20 protein-coding genes, 1 tRNA gene and 1 riboswitch are annotated in these 18,792 nt (G+C 39.8%); of the genes, 12 read left to right on the forward strand and 9 right to left on the reverse strand.

All coding sequences use genetic code 11. From position 1 onward, the window contains the following. Window positions 1-14: 14 nt before the first annotated feature. Entirely contained in the window at window positions 15-401 is a 387-nt protein-coding gene (locus MKY10_RS06300; protein WP_029726269.1) for a spore coat protein, read from the reverse strand. Window positions 402-560: 159 nt separating this feature from the next. Here MKY10_RS06300 and yjcA point away from each other — a divergent pair, with 159 nt between their 5' ends. From yjcA to spoVIF, 4 genes are all read left to right on the forward strand, one after another. Next, window positions 561-917, forward strand: coding sequence for a sporulation protein YjcA (yjcA, locus tag MKY10_RS06305; protein WP_014476457.1), 357 nt, complete (start codon window positions 561-563; stop codon window positions 915-917). Between the two features lie 279 nt (window positions 918-1,196). Further along, on the forward strand, window positions 1,197-1,403 hold the full coding sequence (locus MKY10_RS06310; protein ID WP_017695696.1) for a hypothetical protein: 207 nt from the start codon (window positions 1,197-1,199) through the stop codon (window positions 1,401-1,403). 81 nt (window positions 1,404-1,484) lie between these two features. Further along, a complete protein-coding gene (yjcZ, locus tag MKY10_RS06315; RefSeq protein ID WP_015252337.1) occupies window positions 1,485-1,631 on the forward strand; it encodes a sporulation protein YjcZ in 147 nt (48 codons plus the stop codon). A gap of 132 nt (window positions 1,632-1,763) precedes the next feature. After that, a complete protein-coding gene (gene spoVIF / locus MKY10_RS06320) occupies window positions 1,764-2,018 on the forward strand; it encodes a sporulation-specific transcription regulator SopVIF (RefSeq protein ID WP_003232870.1) in 255 nt (84 codons plus the stop codon). Window positions 2,019-2,091: 73 nt separating this feature from the next. On the opposite strand, the gene MKY10_RS06325 is transcribed toward spoVIF, so the two are convergent. Continuing rightward, on the reverse strand, window positions 2,092-4,371 hold the full coding sequence (locus MKY10_RS06325) for an ATP-dependent helicase (protein WP_339226307.1): 2,280 nt from the start codon (window positions 4,369-4,371) through the stop codon (window positions 2,092-2,094). A 116-nt stretch (window positions 4,372-4,487) separates the two neighbouring features. On the opposite strand from MKY10_RS06325, the gene MKY10_RS06330 reads away from it, so the two are divergent. Continuing rightward, window positions 4,488-4,742 carry a hypothetical protein gene (locus MKY10_RS06330; RefSeq protein ID WP_003232866.1) on the forward strand — a complete coding sequence of 85 codons (255 nt, stop codon included), beginning with the start codon at window positions 4,488-4,490 and terminating at the stop codon, window positions 4,740-4,742. 73 nt (window positions 4,743-4,815) lie between these two features. Here MKY10_RS06330 and MKY10_RS06335 read toward each other — a convergent pair whose 3' ends face one another. The 3 genes from MKY10_RS06335 to MKY10_RS06345 are packed head-to-tail and all read right to left on the reverse strand — an operon-like array spanning window position 4,816 to window position 6,516. Next, window positions 4,816-5,238 carry a GNAT family N-acetyltransferase gene (locus MKY10_RS06335; RefSeq protein ID WP_015252333.1) on the reverse strand — a complete coding sequence of 141 codons (423 nt, stop codon included), beginning with the start codon at window positions 5,236-5,238 and terminating at the stop codon, window positions 4,816-4,818. 3 nt (window positions 5,239-5,241) lie between these two features. Next, complete coding sequence (locus tag MKY10_RS06340) at window positions 5,242-5,757, reverse strand: YjcG family protein (RefSeq protein ID WP_003232861.1); 516 nt, start codon at window positions 5,755-5,757, stop codon at window positions 5,242-5,244. Window positions 5,758-5,793: 36 nt separating this feature from the next. Continuing rightward, a complete protein-coding gene (locus MKY10_RS06345) occupies window positions 5,794-6,516 on the reverse strand; it encodes an esterase family protein (protein WP_015252332.1) in 723 nt (240 codons plus the stop codon). Window positions 6,517-7,046: 530 nt separating this feature from the next. Between MKY10_RS06345 and MKY10_RS06350 the strand changes: the two genes are divergently transcribed. The 5 genes from MKY10_RS06350 to metC all read left to right on the forward strand — a co-directional run bounded on the left by MKY10_RS06350 (window position 7,047) and on the right by metC (window position 14,580). Further along, window positions 7,047-8,246, forward strand: a complete 1,200-nt coding sequence (locus MKY10_RS06350) for a hypothetical protein (protein ID WP_048655262.1) — start codon at window positions 7,047-7,049, stop codon at window positions 8,244-8,246. Continuing rightward, window positions 8,230-10,206, forward strand: a complete 1,977-nt coding sequence (locus tag MKY10_RS06355) for an AAA family ATPase (protein WP_044052559.1) — start codon at window positions 8,230-8,232, stop codon at window positions 10,204-10,206. The genes MKY10_RS06350 and MKY10_RS06355 overlap by 17 nt, the downstream gene beginning before the upstream one ends. Beyond that, window positions 10,190-12,019 (forward strand): DUF2357 domain-containing protein, encoded by a 1,830-nt coding sequence (locus MKY10_RS06360; RefSeq protein WP_048655263.1) that lies wholly within the window; start codon window positions 10,190-10,192, stop codon window positions 12,017-12,019. Before MKY10_RS06355 ends, MKY10_RS06360 begins: the two co-directional genes overlap by 17 nt. Window positions 12,020-12,105: 86 nt before the next feature. Beyond that, a riboswitch (SAM riboswitch) is annotated at window positions 12,106-12,226 on the forward strand. A 67-nt stretch (window positions 12,227-12,293) separates the two neighbouring features. Then, window positions 12,294-13,415 (forward strand): cystathionine gamma-synthase/O-acetylhomoserine thiolyase, encoded by a 1,122-nt coding sequence (gene metI / locus MKY10_RS06365; protein WP_003232857.1) that lies wholly within the window; start codon window positions 12,294-12,296, stop codon window positions 13,413-13,415. Beyond that, on the forward strand, window positions 13,408-14,580 hold the full coding sequence (gene metC, locus MKY10_RS06370; protein WP_015252329.1) for a cystathionine beta-lyase: 1,173 nt from the start codon (window positions 13,408-13,410) through the stop codon (window positions 14,578-14,580). The genes metI and metC overlap by 8 nt, the downstream gene beginning before the upstream one ends. Before the next feature lie 32 nt (window positions 14,581-14,612). On the opposite strand, the gene MKY10_RS06375 is transcribed toward metC, so the two are convergent. Together MKY10_RS06375 and MKY10_RS06380 are read right to left on the reverse strand one after the other, a co-directional pair. Beyond that, window positions 14,613-15,158, reverse strand: a complete 546-nt coding sequence (locus MKY10_RS06375) for a GNAT family protein (RefSeq protein WP_015252328.1) — start codon at window positions 15,156-15,158, stop codon at window positions 14,613-14,615. A gap of 69 nt (window positions 15,159-15,227) precedes the next feature. Next, window positions 15,228-16,418 (reverse strand): DUF819 family protein, encoded by a 1,191-nt coding sequence (locus MKY10_RS06380; protein WP_015252327.1) that lies wholly within the window; start codon window positions 16,416-16,418, stop codon window positions 15,228-15,230. Between the two features lie 172 nt (window positions 16,419-16,590). Here MKY10_RS06380 and MKY10_RS06385 point away from each other — a divergent pair. Continuing rightward, a tRNA-Val gene (locus MKY10_RS06385) sits at window positions 16,591-16,663 on the forward strand. Between the two features lie 303 nt (window positions 16,664-16,966). On the opposite strand, the gene MKY10_RS06390 is transcribed toward MKY10_RS06385, so the two are convergent. After that, the gene (locus tag MKY10_RS06390; protein ID WP_272904528.1) at window positions 16,967-17,101 is read right to left on the reverse strand and encodes a hypothetical protein; all 135 of its coding nucleotides are present in this window, start codon (window positions 17,099-17,101) and stop codon (window positions 16,967-16,969) included. A gap of 173 nt (window positions 17,102-17,274) precedes the next feature. Here MKY10_RS06390 and MKY10_RS06395 point away from each other — a divergent pair, with 173 nt between their 5' ends. Continuing rightward, window positions 17,275-17,433 carry a hypothetical protein gene (locus MKY10_RS06395; protein WP_003245507.1) on the forward strand — a complete coding sequence of 53 codons (159 nt, stop codon included), beginning with the start codon at window positions 17,275-17,277 and terminating at the stop codon, window positions 17,431-17,433. A 70-nt stretch (window positions 17,434-17,503) separates the two neighbouring features. Here the strand turns inward: MKY10_RS06395 and MKY10_RS06400 are convergent, their stop codons facing one another. Then, entirely contained in the window at window positions 17,504-18,733 is a 1,230-nt protein-coding gene (locus MKY10_RS06400) for an amidase domain-containing protein (RefSeq protein ID WP_003245203.1), read from the reverse strand. Between the last annotated feature and the right edge of the window lie 59 nt (window positions 18,734-18,792).

Here is an 18,792-nt window from a genome sequence, read left to right on the forward strand (position 1 = left end):
GTGAAAAGAAAGGGTTAAAGGATGTCGAATTCAAGGAGCATACTGTTTAACACCTGAAGCAAGATTTGTACAAAGGTTATTATTTCGTCTGCAGACAAAGTAATCTTGATGTTTCGGCTGTTGATAATTTTAATGATGGTTCTTTTTTTGATTTGAGAGTTATCAAGAATGAGTATTTCGCTTGCTACTGTGTCGGCCAAGTCCTCGTCGGCAATAACGAGCTGTGTCAACAGGATAATCAATGTTGTAACCAAGGCTTGTATAGAAAGGGCAGCTGTTATATGTGACGTATCTATTGTGATATTTTCGCAATCAATCACTTCGATCTGCTGCTCGAATTCGCTTGATAATTGCTCAAATATGTCAGGATGCAGGGATTCAATTTTTGTTTCAAATGACATAACCTTCACTCCTTTCTTATCCATACTCTATATAATGCAAATGGGGTGCAGAGCGGAATAATAAAAATAACCAATTTTCTGCCGGACAAGATACAATTCATGAAGAATAGGGTTTTCGCATATATGTGAAGGGATCATGATTGGCAAAGGAGTGAACGAGTGGTTATAAATGGGCTGACAATTGTTCTTCTATCGCTTGCGGTCTTTCGGCTCGCCCGCCTGCTGGTGTTTGACACGATTATGGCGCCGCTTCGCAGTCTGTTTCATGAAGAGAAGGAAGAAAAGGATGCGGACGGGAACATTGAAACCTATATCGTGATTAAGGGAACCGGTGTCAGGGCGTTTATTGGTGAATTGCTGAGCTGCTATTGGTGCACAGGCGTGTGGTGCGCCGGCTTTTTGATTTTATGCCAAGCGTTGATCCCGCAAGCGGCGCAGTGGCTGATTTTACTTTTGGCGATCGCCGGCCTTGCCGGCATCATAGAAACGCTCGTATCAAAATGGCTACAAGAATGAGGCGTTACCACCAGCAACTTTTCACTAGCATCAGCATAAAGTAGCATATATGACATAAGGAAAGGAAGGGGACAAAATGAACCAACATAATAAACCTTCCCAAAAATCTCCATATACAGATTCATCGTATCAATCAAAAAAGATAAAAAAGAAAGGCTGCGGGTGCGGAAATAAAAAGAAAAAGCCTCAATAGCCTGGCAAAGAAACCGGAGAACTCCGGTTTTTTGTTTTTTAACGGAGCGGCCTCGCTCAGCATATATCATAAGCGGGGGGATAAAAGTGAATGAGTTTGAAAAATGGATAGAAGGAAGATATGAACCACACGAACAAAAGCAAAAAGAGTATGAAGACACGATGGGCCGTATCAGAAAAGACTTGGATGCATTTGATAAAGCCGGTCTGGAATTTGAAGATGAGATTGAAGAGCTGGCTGAAAAAACGGAGGCCTTACTTAAGAAACATCAAGCTCAATATGATCAATCATAAATCCGCAAACGCCCTATGCGAATATCCAAGCCGATCCAATCAGCTCACATAGTGTATAGAGAGTAAAGGAGGTGCTTATCTATGGGCTTTGGATACGGATTCGGCGGCGGCTACGGCGGCTGTTATGGCGGTTATGCTGGCGGTTACGGCGGCGGCTATGGTTCAACATTTGTTTTGTTGGTCGTATTATTCATTCTCCTCATCATCGTAGGTGCATCTTTCTTTTAAGATGTATTGAGGAAGTACGGGTTATAACCCGTGCTTCCTTGCCTTGTGTTTATTTTTAAAAATGTTGGAAAAGCACATTGTATTATGTGCATTCATACAATACCGTATTACTCCGCCAAAAGGAGGCGCATTATGGATAATCAATTTTTTAAGAACATCGAAAAGAAAACAGGTGTGAAGATGCAGGATGTAATGAATCTTGCCGGATCACTCCAAAACGCTAATTTTAAAGATGAAAATACAGTGCGCAGTGTGATTAACCGCGTAGCGCAGATGGCAAACAGACGCGTGCCAAAAGAATTAGAAGATAAAATTGTGGAATCTATTACAAGCGGAAAAGAAAAGCTTGATTTTGGCACGATTTCTAAAATGATGGATAATAAATAAGTGGATGGCCTGGCTGACTCACTGCAGCGGGCCTTTTTTTACAGTAAAAACCCGGCAGTAATCTGCCGGGCTGTTAATGATGCAAGGGCTGTCTTGCTTTCTGTAGCAGGGGATACAAAAATCTTGAGCGGTTGGCTGTTTTGCCGCGCCTGTTAGCGGGGCAAGACAAATATAAATGCTGTTTCGCCCGGGTCATGGCTACATATAAAAGACGTCTTTCCTCCTCAAGAGCGGCCTCGTCTCCTTTTCTTGCCGTTTCTAATGAGAAATCGTGCGGAATCGAGCCGTCTACAGTGCCTAACACGTAGACTGTTTTGAATTCAAGGCCTTTTGACCGGTGAATGGTCATCAGCTGAACGCCATGTTCATCCGTTCTGTTTTTCTCAGCGGCCCTCATATGGTCTACGTGGGCAAGAAAGTCAGGAATCGTTTTGAACTTCTTGGCGACAACCTTGATGTCGCGCAGGTCATCGGAACCTTTTTCTAGCTTGTTGCCCTCATTGCCCCGCTTTTTTAAATACTCGGAGAAGCCCATTTTTCCTTCTGCAAAGGTGATGGCTTCTACGGGCTTCATCGTGCGGAGGCTTGCAAAAAACGGTACGATTTTCTTGATTTTTTCCAGCTGGAATGGCTTCAGATCAGGCAATTTGGCCAGCGCTTTGATCATGGTACAGTCCTCTGTAATCGAGAGCGCCTTCAGCGTATTCAAAGCGGACTGTTTTAAAAACAAGGCGGGAAGCAAATGTTTAATCGCCTCGGTGTCATCCTCATTTTGGCTGGCATACAAGTAGGCGAGAATCTGGCGGACGATCCGTCTGCTGTAAAACGATTGGACGCCGCGGTCAGCTGTATACGGAATTGACGATTGATGAAGCCTTTCATATATAGCACGGCCTCCGCTGTTTGTGCGGTAAAGAACCGCAAAGTCTTCTGGACTGGCTCCATTTTGAATTTTTTCTTTGATATCGGAAACGACCATTGTGGCTTCTTCCTCTTCATCATAAGGATAAAACAGCACAGGGACCTGAATGTCATCGCGGGCCGCTTCAAGCGTTTTGGCATATCTGTTTTTGTTCTTTTTCACAACGATATCAGCACTAGAGACGATCGGGTGCGTAGACCTGTAGTTCGCAGTTAAATAGATCGTCTTCGCTCCCGGATAATCCTTTTGAAAATCAAGAATGAAAGACGGATTGCTTCCGCGAAACGCGTAGATGGACTGGTCATCGTCTCCGACACAGCACAGGTTTTGCTCCGGACTGGCGAGCATTTGCATGATTTTGTATTGAACCGGATTAATGTCCTGAAACTCATCAATTAAGATATACGTAAACCGAGATTGATATTGTTCCAGAAGGTCAGGCCGCTCGATAAACAATTCATAGCAGGCTGAAGCCATGTCATCAAAATCAAATTGGCTGTGTTCTTTTTTCTGGCGTTCATAATGTTCATATAAACGATAAACTTGTTTTTCCCACTCATCTTTTAGAGGGATGCGTTCATTTGGGACATAAGTGTTTTTCCAAAAACCGATCTGCTGCAGAGCTTGGTCAACTGGGAATTCTTTCTCATCGATGCCTTCTTCATAGAGTGCTTTTTTGATATATTGTTCCCGCTGCCACTCCATTTTCAGCAGATGCTCACCGTTCCATTTAGCAGAATTAGAGTGATACAAGATCTTATAAAACAGACTGTGGAATGTTCCTGTCACAAGTCTTCTGACTTTTGCCGGCTGTAATCCGTACTGGTTGGCCATACGCTCTTTCATTTCAGCGACAGCTTTTGTTGTAAAGGTGACAAGCAGCATATTTTCAGGCGGTATGCCTAAGTGTTCGATCATGTGGGCGGCACGGGCTGTCAGCACCCGTGTTTTTCCGCTCCCCGCACCTGCAAGCACAAGCAGCGGGCCCTCTGTTTCCGTGACAGCTTTCAGCTGATCCGTGTTTAAACCGACAGACGGAAAAAGGCTCGTATCGGGTTCTATTGTTTTTGGCACAAATAGTGTTCTTGGTTTAATGCTTCTAGGACGGTGCCATTCTGTAACAGCTGGGGACGGGTCAGCGGCGATCGCTTTTCCCTTGGGTAAACGAATGACACCAGATTCCTGATCATCTTCTTTTTTCCCCTCTTTAGAGGGCTTCGGTTCGCACGCCTCCTCACATGCCGGAAAATCGCCTGGCTGGCGATGGATAAACTCTGGCGGATCGGCGATGTTAAGCCGTAACAAAACGGGCTTTCCGCAATGAGAACAAAATAAATGTCCTTTTATTCCCTCTTCAAAGAGGAATTGATAATGTTCTCTCGAATATGTATGTAAATGTATGATTCTATCATTCAGTCGGGCGCATTTCAAAAAGGGGTCCTCCCAATCAAAAGGTGTTCATTACAGACAATGACTATCATATCAAAAGAAATGTGTTTCAAAAAGTAAGTTTAAGGGAAAAGAGACAGCAGAGGGGTGGGTATTGTATGATATATGCAGGTCAAATTCAGAACCAGCAATACGCTCAATATGCTAATAGAACGATTGGACATAAGCAGGATTATGCCGGAACCGAAAAAATCAGCTATGTCCCGTTTCAGCGGGTATACAAAGAATTGGAAAAGCAGCAGGAGAATCAAACGGCCGCTGAAAGAAAAGTAAACGAGATGAAACGTAAGCGCTCTCTTTATAAGAGATTGCGAGAAAAAGGAATGGGCACATATATTAATCGATATGTATAAAAAACCGTTCATACGAGAGAACGGTTTTTTTTATGTGCAGTAAAAATCCGGATCTCAAAAGATCCGGATGCGTTCAGTCCTTCATCATTTGTAAGTGCGGAATGCCGGCATCGAGGAATTCTTTTTCAGAAAGCACGCGATACCCGTGTTTCTTGTAAAACGGCACAGCCTGTGTTTGCGCGTTTAAAATGAAACCGGAAGCGCCTCCGTCTGCCGCGGCTTTTTCGAGCGCTTTCATAATGATGCCGCCGACACCGGCTGAGCGGTGGCTTTTCAGTACGCAAATCCGCTCTAACTTGCCGTAGCCGTCCTTCATACGCCATCTTCCGGCACCGACAGGCTTTTCACCGTCATACACGACGATATGCTCTGACTCATTTTCAAGTTCGTCAATTTCTTCTTCAGCAGGCACGTTTTGTTCTTTGACAAAGACTTCTTCTCTTACATAGAATGCATCTTTCAGTTGGTCTTCATTTTTTGCGATAACTGCTTTCAAACATTATTCTCCTCTGCCTAGCAAGAAGGTTTCATATACTGTCCACGATCCGTTTTCCAACTGGTAAAGCAAGTGGAAACGGTCAACGATTTCTTCATGCGACACTTCCTGCATTTTTAATTGTCCCAGTACATCTGAATGCTCATCGTCGGAAAGATTTTGGCCGACCGTCACATGCGGAACGAAATTATATTCCTGTTCTCCTGCCAACACACCGGTGTATAGCTTTTCATTGAGTGTTTTTAACTCTTCCGTCGGTTCTGCTTTGATGTAAATGACATTATTGACAGGCGCAAATGAGCTGTATTTTGTCATTTTGAGAACGAGTGGGTGGGACTCTTTTGCGATGTTTCTTAAATGTGATACGAGCTGATCCGCTTTCTCCTCCGCGCATTCAAAGGATGCTCTCAGCGTCAAATGAGGCGGGATCAGAGAGTAGCTTGGGTCATAGCGCTTTCTGTAAGAGTTTGCAAGGTCTTGGAGCTTTTTTGATGGAAATAAAACGATTCCGTATTTCATATTATGTCCCTCCTGGAAATAAAGTATGATAGAGTGTTAAAGCATTTTTTTCAGCGCCGGGGTGATGAGCGGCTGCCAGTATGTCCATTTGTGGTCTCCGTCAAATGGCTCAAAATAATAATCGGAAAGCTTCTTCTCCAGCAGCTGCTTCAGCTCCTGGTTCGGTTCTGTAAAGTCCAGAATGTTCCCGTCTGTCGTGTGGACGTCAGTTTCTTTTGTTCCGATTTGGTGATAAATAGAGAGGTGTTTGATATCGTCTGACTGTTTTACGGCTTCTAGTACGTGTTTGTCAACATAGGGAGACTGCATGATGATGTTGCCAAACATATTCGGATAATCAAGCGCTGTCATAAGTGACACGGTCGCTCCGAGCGAATCACCGATCAGGGTTCGGCCATAACCGATCTGATAGGTTGGATACTCATCATCTGCAAAAGGAACGAGCTCATGGGCGATGAACCGTTTATACGCCGAAAATTTTGAACCCTCCGGATGATAGGTGTTTCTGCGCTCTTTTACATCCTTATAGGGAACACCGATAATAATGCTCCGGTCTATTTCGTGTTTCGACAGCAATTCCTCAACCTGTCTGCCGATTCTCCCCAGCCTGAAATAATCGTGGCCGTCCTGTGCGATAATGACATGGTATTTATAAAGCGGGGAGTAGTTGGACGGCAGATAAACAAGCAAGGTCATTTCCTCGTTAAGCTCTTTTGAAAAGAATTTCTTTTCTTGCACTGTGCCGTTTTTCGGTGCCATAAAAACATTCCTCCAGGACATCACTATACTTTCTTGCATTTTCAATTATTGTACCATGAATTATTAGAAATTTCTCTCTTTAATTGTTTAGAGGAAAAGCATAGTCACATAAAAATCTTTTCAAAATCCATCTAGTGTTGAGTTCAAAAAAATGAATTTATTTTTATAAGCTTATTTATAAAGTATTAAGATTTAAAATACATTTCTTCAATTTATATCAGTTAATTAAAACAGGGCTGAGAAATTATTTAAAGATCTAACTCGAGAAAGATTGAAACTTGTTGAAGGTAAGCTTAATATCCTATATACTTTACTGTAATATTCTACAAAGGTATTTTTTTCTAAAATTTTAATGATAGTGGGAGAGGATTGATTAAGCATGAACCTTTATATTTAAATTTATTGATTGAAAACTCTAAGTATATAAACAATTGAAAGAAAAACATTGATTCTAATTCGTCAAACTAAATATTTAATATTACGCACTCAAAAAAATTGATACGATTTAAGTGAGAAAGAAGGCCGGAATAATGGCGGTAAAAGATATTTGGAAATGGATAATATCGAGGTTGGATAGTGATATTTTGTATGAAATATACAATAAGGAGAATATTGTTTGTCCGGGGTTTCGAGTAAATTCAAAAACTGCAATCAAACAAAATAGAACTCGGTTAAGTGCCAATTTATTAACAAAAAGTGCACATAAAAAAATGTTAATCTGGTTCGAAAACATAAGTTTATCAGTAATTCGTAAAAATAAATATGGGATAATGGAAATCAATGAACTGGTAGATGTATGTCAAGTATATGGTGCAGTAAATATTTTAATTAAGCTCATTAGTGAAAATGAGGAAAAAAAAGCAAGTCAATTGTTTGCAACTTTACAGGAGGAAGCAAATGAATTGTTGGATATTTCAAACTTAATACTCAATGAGAAAGGAATGTTTGAAGAGAGTGCTAAAAAAGCTGAAAAAATAAATTCAGAAGAAAATCTAAATGATCATCGAACTAAGAGTGTCAAGCAAGAAGAAAAAAGAATAAAGAAATTAGAACAAAAAATGGAAAAACTCGAAATTCAATATAAAAAACGTGAGATAAGTTATAAATCTAGAATTGAACAAGAAGAAAAAAAACTACAGGATGCTCAATTGAAACTAAGTGAATATAATGGAAAACACGCAGAATTAGTCAAAGAAAAAGATCTACTGGTGCAAAAAAACCTACAACTCGAAAAAAAAATAAAGCAATTTGAAAAAGAAATAAAAATATTAAAAGAACATAAAAACCAATGGAACGAAGAGCGAAAAGAATTAGAAGAAATTATTGTAACTGTAAATCAGAAATTAGAGGAGTTTCAATCAGAACCAAATAATAAAGGGATAAATGAAATGTTAAGAGAAACTGCAATTTCGAAAGAAGAGCGAATGAGGATTTTAGTAATTGGTAAACCAGCACAAACTTCCCACTTTTTAAGAGAATACTTGGATTTTACATTTGTTGATGGAGAAGAGATAAGTAATGAGTTAAATAAAATGAACATGGATGAAGTTTGGGTCTTAATGTATGAACTTTCTTTTCGAGATAAGTTGGAATTACAGGAGAATAAACTTTATCATAATTTGGAAGGTGGAAAAGTAAAAGTTTGTGAGGATTTTACTGCTGTAAAAGAACACTTAAAAAGACTTGAATTAGAGGAAACGGAGCCAAACCAATATGTATGGAACAACTAAATGGAATATTGATTTTGCAGGGATACTAACAGCAGATAAGGAGATAGCAACTTCATCAGGAATAAAAAGAATCATTGTTAATAAGAATGGTGACTTACAATTTTACATTCGAATTATATCTATTCCGCCTGAAAACTTTCCGCGTGACGTGAAAGATGTATGTTTTTTTACCGATGAGTTAACTCAATGGGGGTTTGTTGACAACCTTACTTTAAGTGATGAGGAGCGGAAGGAAGAGTTATTAAGGTTTTTAGATCGATTTATTTTATTTTTTAATATTGAACACAAAAGAGGTCGCTCATTAGATGACTATTATACCGCTAAAAATATTTCAATTCACAAAAAAGCTGATAATTTTAAAGAAGGAGTATATTTACAATCTATTCCTATCTTTTCAGAAAAGACTACTGATCGTACACAAAAAATGTTTGAGCAACAGTTAGTAAATCAGAGATTGGTAGGCGATAATAAACAAATCTCGAAAGAAGAAGATGATACGCCTACAATGGTGTTGTGGCGCAGCGACGATGGAACAAAGTTTACGGTTTACGGTTCTTTTGAGAAACATGAAACAGCATACGGTGGCTTTAAGTTTTATGCATATAATGACTTTGTAAATAAAATATCACTACCAACTGATACACTTTTAGATTCGTATATAAAAGATGATGTGTTATTTGTAACTAGTGAGATGTACGATCTATTGCAAGTTAAGCTCGAGCAAGATGGGGAAACCATTGAGGTTAATGAAAAGAATCAGATTAACCAAGAAACAGTAACAGAGCCTGTAATACAAAAAGAACCAATAAATTTTGAAGATAAAGCTTCTCAAGCGTCATATGATCAAGAGGAAGAGTTTATGAGAGCGTTTGAAGCTATGTGTAAACAAATGGGCCTGTATTATGACCAAAAAGATTTATATAATTTCCACACAGCCATGAAAACAGGTAGTCTTGTAATACTTGCTGGTATGAGTGGGACAGGTAAATCTAAATTAGTGCAGTGTTATTCGAATGCATTAAAATTAAATAAAGATAATTTATTGTTTATACCTGTAAGTCCATCGTGGCAAGAAGACTCTGATCTTATTGGATATGTTGATAAACTACATAATGTTTATAGAGCAGGTGATTCTGGATTAGTAAATGTATTGCGACATGCTAATACTCATCCTAGCGACATGCATATAGTATGTTTTGATGAAATGAATTTAGCTCGAGTAGAACACTACTTTTCGCAATTTCTATCTGTGCTTGAACTAGAAGAAAATAAACGTGTGATACAGCTATATAATGAGGATTATACAAAGCCTTATAATCATGATCAGTATCCACCTTCTTTGCGTATTGGTGGCAATGTAATGTTTGTGGGGACTGTTAATTTGGATGAATCTACGCATCATTTCTCGGACAAAGTTTTAGATCGTGCTAATGTTATTACATTAACTATGCAATCATACGCAGATATTTTTCAAATGGAAGATGAGAGATTAAATGATATTGCAAGTGGAATGGAGACGGCAAACGAAGTAGTATATTCATTTGATGTTTATAAAACCTTTAAGAGTAAAGAACGTCGAATTACTTTAACAGAGGATGAATCTAATTTGCTTTGGAAATTACATAATTCGTTACAAAATAGCAATAACAATCTTGGTGTAGGCTGGCGTATTGTCCGACAAATTAGTTCATTTTTAAATAACTTGCCTTCTTCATCGCCACTCACTCGTGAAGAAGCCTTTGATTTGCAAGTGGTGCAACGAATTTTAACAAAGGTACGTGGCTCAGAAGAGCAGTATATTGAACTAGTAGGGCGCTTTAGCAATGAAGATAAGAAAGTCACTCATAGCCAATTGTTAGATGCTTTAGAATTAATGCCCGCTTCTTATACTTTTGAGAAATCAAAGAAAGTAATTATAGGTAAAGCGAAGGAGTTACAGCTACATGGATTTACCATTTAGTGTAATTTTTTATCAAAAAAGAGGATCAAACACGATTGCGAACGAAGTAAAGACATTTGTGAAAAATGAACTTGATTTATACACAAAGCCTATTGATGATGCTGTTGTCGTAACAGAAAATTTATACTTAAGTGTAGATTTTCAGTGCAATGACAGGGAAGCTCGTTTTCATATGGATGGGCTAGATACTTTGCCTATGAAGTATTTAGAAGAGTACGGAGAGGAAGTGTACTTAGCGCCAACAGAAGGAGCTTCGCAAATACTATTTGATAATGTTACAAATCGAAATAAAAACTTAGATACACATATGGATGGTTATTATCCATTTATACCCGGTTACTATCGTATAAAAATTGTGGTTAACAATGTATTTTATTATTCATGGTTAAAAGTATTGCCTAAACAAATAAGTGAATCTCAATGGACTAGTATGAGAGATGATATTGAAAATACATTACATGGATTAGCACAAGATTTAGTGCATTCACATGCGAGTGTAGGTTTTCGAAGCGATGTGCCATTACCCTTGCATGTTTTGCGGAAGGTATATATTATACAAAAAAACTATGGGAAATGGAGCCAAGCGCTCCAATCTATTCAACAAAAGCCACGTATACGTATACAAAAACACTATGCACTTATTCAGCAAGGAAAAGCAAAAGCTTCTGATGTCAAAAGTGTGCGATATCGGGCTCGACACCCAGAGAGTAAGGACTATGTATATCAACCATCACATGTTCGAAGTTATGACTTAGGGGAGAACCAATGGCTAATAAAAATTTTACGGTTTATTACTAAAGAAATTAATGAACTATTGGATTATATTGATATCCATAAAAGAAATACAAAGCAGGAAATAGAGAAACGATCTAGATACTTTACAGAGGAACATGAACAAATTCGTTTAAAGAAAAAAGTACTAGATCAGCTAAATATTTATGAAAAATCAATGAAAAGAATCCGAAGCACTTGTTCTAGTAGCTTACATGCTGAGTGGATGCAAGAAGTAAGCATCAAGGAAACAAGGAGTATTCCTTATACATTACAGCTCGATTACCGTTATCGTCAGATATATCATTTGTACCGTATGCTAAAGAATGATACTGTTTCCGTTTCATTTGATAGCAAGTATGATTATTTTTGGAAAAGAACAGATCTATTATATGAAATTTGGGGATTTATTCAAATTATAAAAGGCCTGCAAGAGGCTTCCATTGGATTCTGCATACAGAGCGGGTGGATTTATAACACGAGAGAATCCTTACAGTCTATATGTGTACCTTTTTTGGATGCGGGAACAACAATAATTTTTAAAAGAGATGACATTACTTTGCATTTAATCTATGATGAGCATCTTGCAGTTAATAGGGAAGAAACAGATCGAGATCATCCCTCTTTTACGAATGGTTTACATACACGTCCTGACGTACGTATAGATATTTTTAATCAAGTGGAATTTATTGGTAGTATAATGATGGACTTTAAATATCGACCTATTTGGAATATATGGGATAATAGGAAAATTGCCGGAAGAAATCAAAATGATACAATGCGACAATTATTATCTTATCGTAATAATGTTACATCTCCCTACTTATTTGAACATTCTAGTCCAGGTTCGTGGAATAGTTATAGAAGTGTAAATGAGTCTTGGGCTATTTATCCGTCTAACATCCGTAATCCAAATGTGAAAGATCCATTAGAAGACTATGGTATTCGTTTGGTTGAATTAACACCAGAAATTAACCAAGCTTCTTTTCATAAGCATCTTTTAGAGGCTATTCAAAATATTATAGACAGAGCAAGGCATTAAGCCCTTAAAAAAATAAAAGGAAAACAGTGTTGAAATAAACTGTGAATTGCGCTAATATAAAACAATCAGAAAATTGAAATCGATATTTCTTATCGTGAGAGGTGGAGGGACTGGCCCTTAGAAACCTCAGCAACCGGCTTGTTTTGCATGTGCAAAGCGCCAAGGTGCTAAATCCAGCAAGCGTTTTTTATGCTTGGAAGATAAGAAGAAGCGTTAAACCCCTTCTTCTTATGAAGAAGGGGTTTTTATTTTGAAAAGGGAAGGTGTCAGCTATATGTCACAGCACGTTGAAACGAAATTAGCCCAAATTGGGAACCGAAGCGATGAAGTCACGGGAACAGTGAGTGCTCCTATTTATTTATCAACAGCATACCGCCACAGAGGGATCGGAGAATCAACTGGATTTGATTATGTCCGCACAAAAAATCCGACACGCCAGCTTGTTGAGGACGCCATCGCTAACTTAGAAAACGGCGCAAGAGGGCTTGCCTTTAGTTCAGGAATGGCTGCTATCCAAACGATTATGGCGCTGTTTAAAAGCGGAGATGAACTGATTGTTTCATCGGACCTATATGGCGGCACGTACCGTTTATTTGAAAATGAATGGAAAAAATACGGATTGACTTTTCATTATGATGATTTCAGCGATGAGGACTGTTTACGCTCTAAGATTACGCCGAATACAAAAGCGGTGTTTGTGGAAACGCCGACAAACCCCCTCATGCAGGAGGCGGACATTGAACATATTGCCCGGATTACAAAGGAGCACGGTCTTCTGCTGATCGTAGATAATACATTTTATACACCGGTCTTGCAGCGGCCGCTTGAGCTGGGAGCTGACATTGTCATTCACAGCGCAACCAAGTATTTAGGCGGGCATAACGATCTGCTTGCTGGACTTGTCGTGGTGAAGGATGAGCGGCTCGGAGAGGAAATGTTTCAGCATCAAAATGCGATCGGCGCCGTCCTGCCGCCATTTGATTCGTGGCTTCTGATGAGAGGAATGAAGACGCTGAGCCTCAGAATGCGCCAGCATCAGGCAAACGCGCAGGAGCTTGCGGCGTTTTTAGAAGAGCAGGAAGAAATTTCGGATGTGCTGTATCCCGGAAAAGGCGGCATGCTGTCCTTCCGTCTGCAAAAAGAAGAATGGGTCAATCCGTTTTTAAAAGCACTGAAGACCATTTGTTTTGCAGAAAGTCTCGGCGGGGTGGAAAGCTTTATTACATACCCTGCGACCCAGACGCACATGGATATTCCTGAAGAGATCCGCATCGCAAACGGGGTGTGCAATCGGTTGCTGCGCTTTTCTGTCGGAATTGAACATGCGGAAGATTTAAAAGAGGATCTAAAACAGGCATTATGTCAGGTCAAAGAGGGAGCTGTTTCATTTGAGTAAACATAATTGGACGCTGGAAACCCAGCTCGTGCACAATCCATTTAAAACAGACGGCGGAACCGGGGCGGTCAGTGTACCGATTCAGCACGCCTCGACTTTTCACCAACCTTCATTTGAAGAGTTCGGGGCATATGATTACAGCCGCTCTGGCACGCCGACAAGAACAGCTCTCGAAGAAACAATTGCCGCACTGGAAGGCGGAACAAGAGGATTTGCTTTCAGTTCAGGCATGGCTGCCATCTCAACAGCATTTTTACTGCTGTCACAGGGTGATCACGTTCTTGTGACAGAAGATGTATACGGCGGAACCTTCCGTATGGTGACAGAGGTGCTGACCCGGTTTGGCATTGAGCATACGTTTGTCGACATGACGGATCGTAATGAAGTGGCGCGGAGCATCAAGCCGAACACAAAGGTCATTTATATGGAGACGCCATCAAATCCGACACTTGGGATTACGGATATTAAAGCGATTGTTCAGCTTGCAAAAGAAAACGGATGTCTGACCTTTCTGGACAATACATTCATGACACCGGCACTGCAGCGTCCGCTTGATCTCGGCGTGGATATTGTACTTCACAGCGCGACAAAATTCTTAAGCGGACACAGCGATGTGCTCTCAGGTTTAGCTGCTGTCAAAGATGAAGAGCTTGGGAAGCAGCTGTATAAGCTGCAAAACGCGTTCGGCGCTGTCCTTGGCGTACAGGATTGCTGGCTTGTCCTGCGCGGATTAAAAACATTGCAGGTCCGTTTAGAGAAAGCGAGTCAAACAGCCCAGCGGCTTGCGGAATTTTTCCAGAAGCATCCGGCGGTGAAGCGCGTGTATTATCCGGGACTGGCTGATCATCCTGGCGCTGAAACCCATAAAAGCCAGTCAACGGGAGCGGGCGCCGTGCTATCTTTTGAGCTTGAAAGCAAAGAGGCCGTTAAGAAGTTAGTCGAGAATGTGTCACTGCCGGTCTTCGCTGTCAGCCTTGGCGCCGTGGAATCGATTTTGTCCTTTCCGGCAACGATGTCTCACGCGGCAATGCCTAAGGAAGAGCGTGAAAAACGCGGTATCACTGATGGCCTGCTCCGTCTGAGTGTGGGCGTCGAACATGCAGACGATTTAGAACACGATTTCGAACAAGCGCTGAAAGAAATTGCTCCAGTTGCGGTTCGTTAAAAAAGAAGCCGGGGATGGCCCGGCTTCTTTTATTATTGTTCGTCATCAGGATTCAGAATCGCGAGGACTTGATGATCCTCCCAAACGCCATTAATTTTTACATTTTTTCGGGCGATGCCTTCTTTATGAAATCCCGCTTTTTCTAAAACACGCATGGACCCGAGATTACGGGGCATCACACCGGCTTCAATCCGATGCAGTTTCAATTCGTGGAACGCATAATCAACAACCAATCTGACTGCCTCTGTCATAATGCCCTTTCCATTATGGGCTTTGTCTAAAAAATACCCGATGAACGCAGTTTGCAGCGCGCCACGGATGATTTGAAAGAGCGAAACCGTCCCGATTAATCTATCGTCTGACGCTGTAAAGATGCCAAAATGATATTCTTCATCTTTCTCAAGTCTTTCCTGATACTCGGTTATTCGTTTTCTTTGCCCTTCAACCGTATAGTAATCGTCTGCGCGTATCATAGAAAACTGTTCGAAAAAATCCCGATTTTCGCTTTGCAGCCTCAAATTTTCTTCGGCATCCTTTCCTTCTAAAGGTCTAACATAAATGGTTTTTCCTTTTAACATACAGTGATCTCTCCGTTCTCATGTCAGCATTCCTCTTACATTATTCTCAGGGAAATGCAAATATCCTTTTTATAAGAAGGAAGAAAACCAATTTCCAATAAAAGTGCCAACATAGTTGCCGATTAAGTAGCCGAGCGTACCGACAAGCATGATCGGGGCGACAAGCTCCCGCCATCCCTTGGCAATTGCCATCGCAGCCGCAGTCGTCGGTCCCCCGACAGTAGCATTGACGGCGAGCAGAATTTCTTCAAGCCGCACACGGAACAATTTTCCGGCAGCTAAGGAAACTGCTAAATTGCTGATCGCAATGATAAACACGAATAATAGAATAAGAGGCGCATTCGTGAAGATTAAGCGCAGATCTGCAGGAATGCCGATCACCACAAAAAACAAATAAATCAAAAAGGTTCCAAGCTCCTGAGATCCATTGAGCCTTTCAAAAAAACGCGGGAAAAGAAAAATGATAAGAACAGTTAAAGACGTAAGCACCAGGTACTGATCGCCAAGCGTACCGGTCAGCAGGGGATGAGAAAAAATGCTTTTAAAATAACCGGAAACCTTCATACTAACCGCAACAAGCGCGAAAGCGGCACCGGCATTAAAAGCGATATCCTTTAAGGAAATATCCTTCCGTTTCCAATAGCTTTCAGCACTGTTTCCGCTGTTTTCATCGGCTTTTACCTTCTCTTCAAACGGCATGGCATAATGCCGCTGAAACCATTTGAGTGCAGGAATGCTGATTAAAATAAAAAACAAAAGCGCCATCATAAAATTATCAGCCACAACGGTAGCCGACACATATTCACCAGGCGTCTCAAATTTTGCCGCCATCGCCGCAAAGTTGACCCCGCCGCCGATATAAGAGGCGCTGATCATCCCGCCGATTTTATCTAAGTAAGGAATATGCTGTTTAAGTAGAAAAAAAGCAAGAATGCTCCCAAGCACAGTGCCAGCGGAGCTAATCAGAAAAATAAACAGCAAACGCCTGCTTTCCTTAAAAATTTGCCGAACATTGATCTGAAACAGCAAAAGGGGAATCGCAAGCGGCACCACATAAGCCCACACAGTATCATACACAGGCGACTCAACAGGAAGCACTCCTACATTTGTAAACACCATAGCACCTGCAAGGGCGATAATAGCGCCCGACACAGCGGACGCCCACTTAAAGCGCTGCTCCAGCCCGATGCTCACTGCCGCCCACACCGCAATAAACCCCCATAATACCCAAACATCATCGGAAGAAATCAAAGAATGCAAAACCCCATCACCTCTATTGTTAGAAAATTAAGACATATTATAATAGCCGGGGAACGGAACAGCAAGTCCAAAAAAAGTTTTTCTAAAAAAGCAGTTGACGAATAGAAGGGAAGGTTATATAATAGAACTTGTCAGAAAGACAATAACATACCCAGCAACACATACATATCATGATTCCGTAGCTCAGCTGGGAGAGCGCTACCTTGACAGGGTAGAGGTCGCTGGTTCGAGCCCAGTCGGAATCATAGCTTAAACCCTTGCTACGCAAGGGTTTTTTATTTTGCTTTAATAAAGCCGGTTTATCAAATTCGCGAGTTGTTGGCAAACTGTTGGCGAAATTAATTGACCGCAGTCCAAAAACTACCTCCAAACTTACTTGATTAGTTCAATAGTAACAAACGAAAGATCGGATTTCTGTTAAATCTTCATTGATAATAGCCAGTCCAAGACCGTCACTTCAGCCATGCATCTTTTAAATAAAATTTTGTACTGAAAACATCAATTGTATTTTTAAATTCTGCTCTAGAATCAGCCCCTTTATAATAATCTTAATAAATTGCTTGGGGTGATACTGATTCGTGATTTGTGCTATGGTTTGCAAGGCTTGTAGCAAAAGCAGGAGCAACAGAAACGAGTAAAGCAAGGGATAATGCAAAACCAGTTAAAGCTTTTTTCAATTTCATTTTAAGCACTTCTTTTTTTAAAATACAACTTTATTATTAAATGGAATACAAAAATATCCAAGGTGTTTTTTGTTAGTAATTTGAGTTAGAGGGATTGGATGGCACTTAGAATATTGTTTCTGCTGATGGGGTGTTGATTCTGGATATATTTCCAACACGATTACAGGCCGGACATGAAAGCGAATCTTGCTTTGATCGGGGCAATCATTTCATTTACGGCTGCGGTTTACTTTAAAGATATTGATGTATTGAGAGAAGAGGGAAAACAAATGAACGGAATTTCTGAGCGTTGGAACACGTTTAAATTACAAAAATCCCCTGAACCACTCTAGATCAGGGGATTGCTTTCCCAACAGCTTATTAAGTAGCGGAAGGCATGATCAACGATTTAGTATCAATTTATTAATTGCGAATACTAGAAACATACCGTTTTCCGCCTTCCTTAGAAGTAACATATTCTCGAGGAACATTAAGTCTATTGGTAGAATGATAACTTACATAAAGTTTCATATTTGCTCGGCTCGTTACGATAGCCGTATGATCCATCCAACCATCAGCATAGCGAAGACCTATTTTATTATGGTAATCATAGTGATATACATCTCCAAGCTTTACATTTGAATATGTATCAGAAACAGTCTTCATTTTTATTCCGCCAGCTTTTAAAATGTATGATCTAAAGGCTCCTGCATTAACCCAAGCATCTGTATAGGGTTTCCATTCTTTAAAGTACGGCATTCTTCCAGCTCTTAATGCTTGGGAAACAAAGTTAGTACAATCTTTGTCTTTATAATATTTATAGTTTTTATTTGGTTTTAAGGCATATTTTTCTGCATATTTCATTGCAGCGTAACCACTATATCCTTTAACAGATGTTGCAGTCACAGTTAGTTGATTAGAGTTAGCAGCATTGAAGTTCATACTTACTGGTTTATCTTCACTTTTCACTTCTTCTTTATCATCATTTTTCACTTCTTGCTTATAATTTTTTAAAAATTCATCTAATTTAACATCCGAAGAATATTCTTCATCATTTTCATATTGTAGAGTTGAAGAAGAATTATTTAATTGTGTTACATTTAGTTGCTTAGAAGAATTACTCAATGGTATTACATTTAGTTGATTAGAAGAATTTTTAACTTGAGAGAAACTTAGATTAGAAGTATTTGTTGATTGAGAACTTTGTTTATTAGAAGTTGTTTTGGGAATTTCAAGTTTAATATTATCGCCCAGAGATGTTGTTACTTTTTCAACACCAAAAACAAAGTTTCGAGTAATATAAGCTTCAACAATTAGCTTATTGTTTTTTTCAGAAGTCTTAACATCGTCTATATCGTATGTAAACTCGTGGAATTTTTGTTTGTCCACTTTACTTAACGCAGAATACAGTAAGACTCCTTCGTCGGAATCAGTCAATTTAGACTCTTTAGGATGCGCTAAAGGAGTGTTGTGTTCAAAATCATATTTTTGTTGTTCTAACATATCCTTAACTTTTTCGTAACCAATCTCGTTGGTAATTGAAACATTTTCTTTAGTCTCTTTATTAGTAGTGGCTGCAAAAACTTCATTTGTTGACACTAATGGTGACAATGATAGACATAAAACTAGTGAAGCAAGTAATTCTTTTTTCATACGAAACCTCCAATAAAATCTAAATATAAGTAATATTTATCATTTACACCAATTGAAAT

Origin of the sequence: Bacillus sp. FSL P4-0290 (assembly GCF_037975435.1) — a bacterium.
In the GTDB taxonomy this organism is placed as follows: Bacteria; Bacillota; Bacilli; order Bacillales; family Bacillaceae; genus Bacillus; species Bacillus subtilis.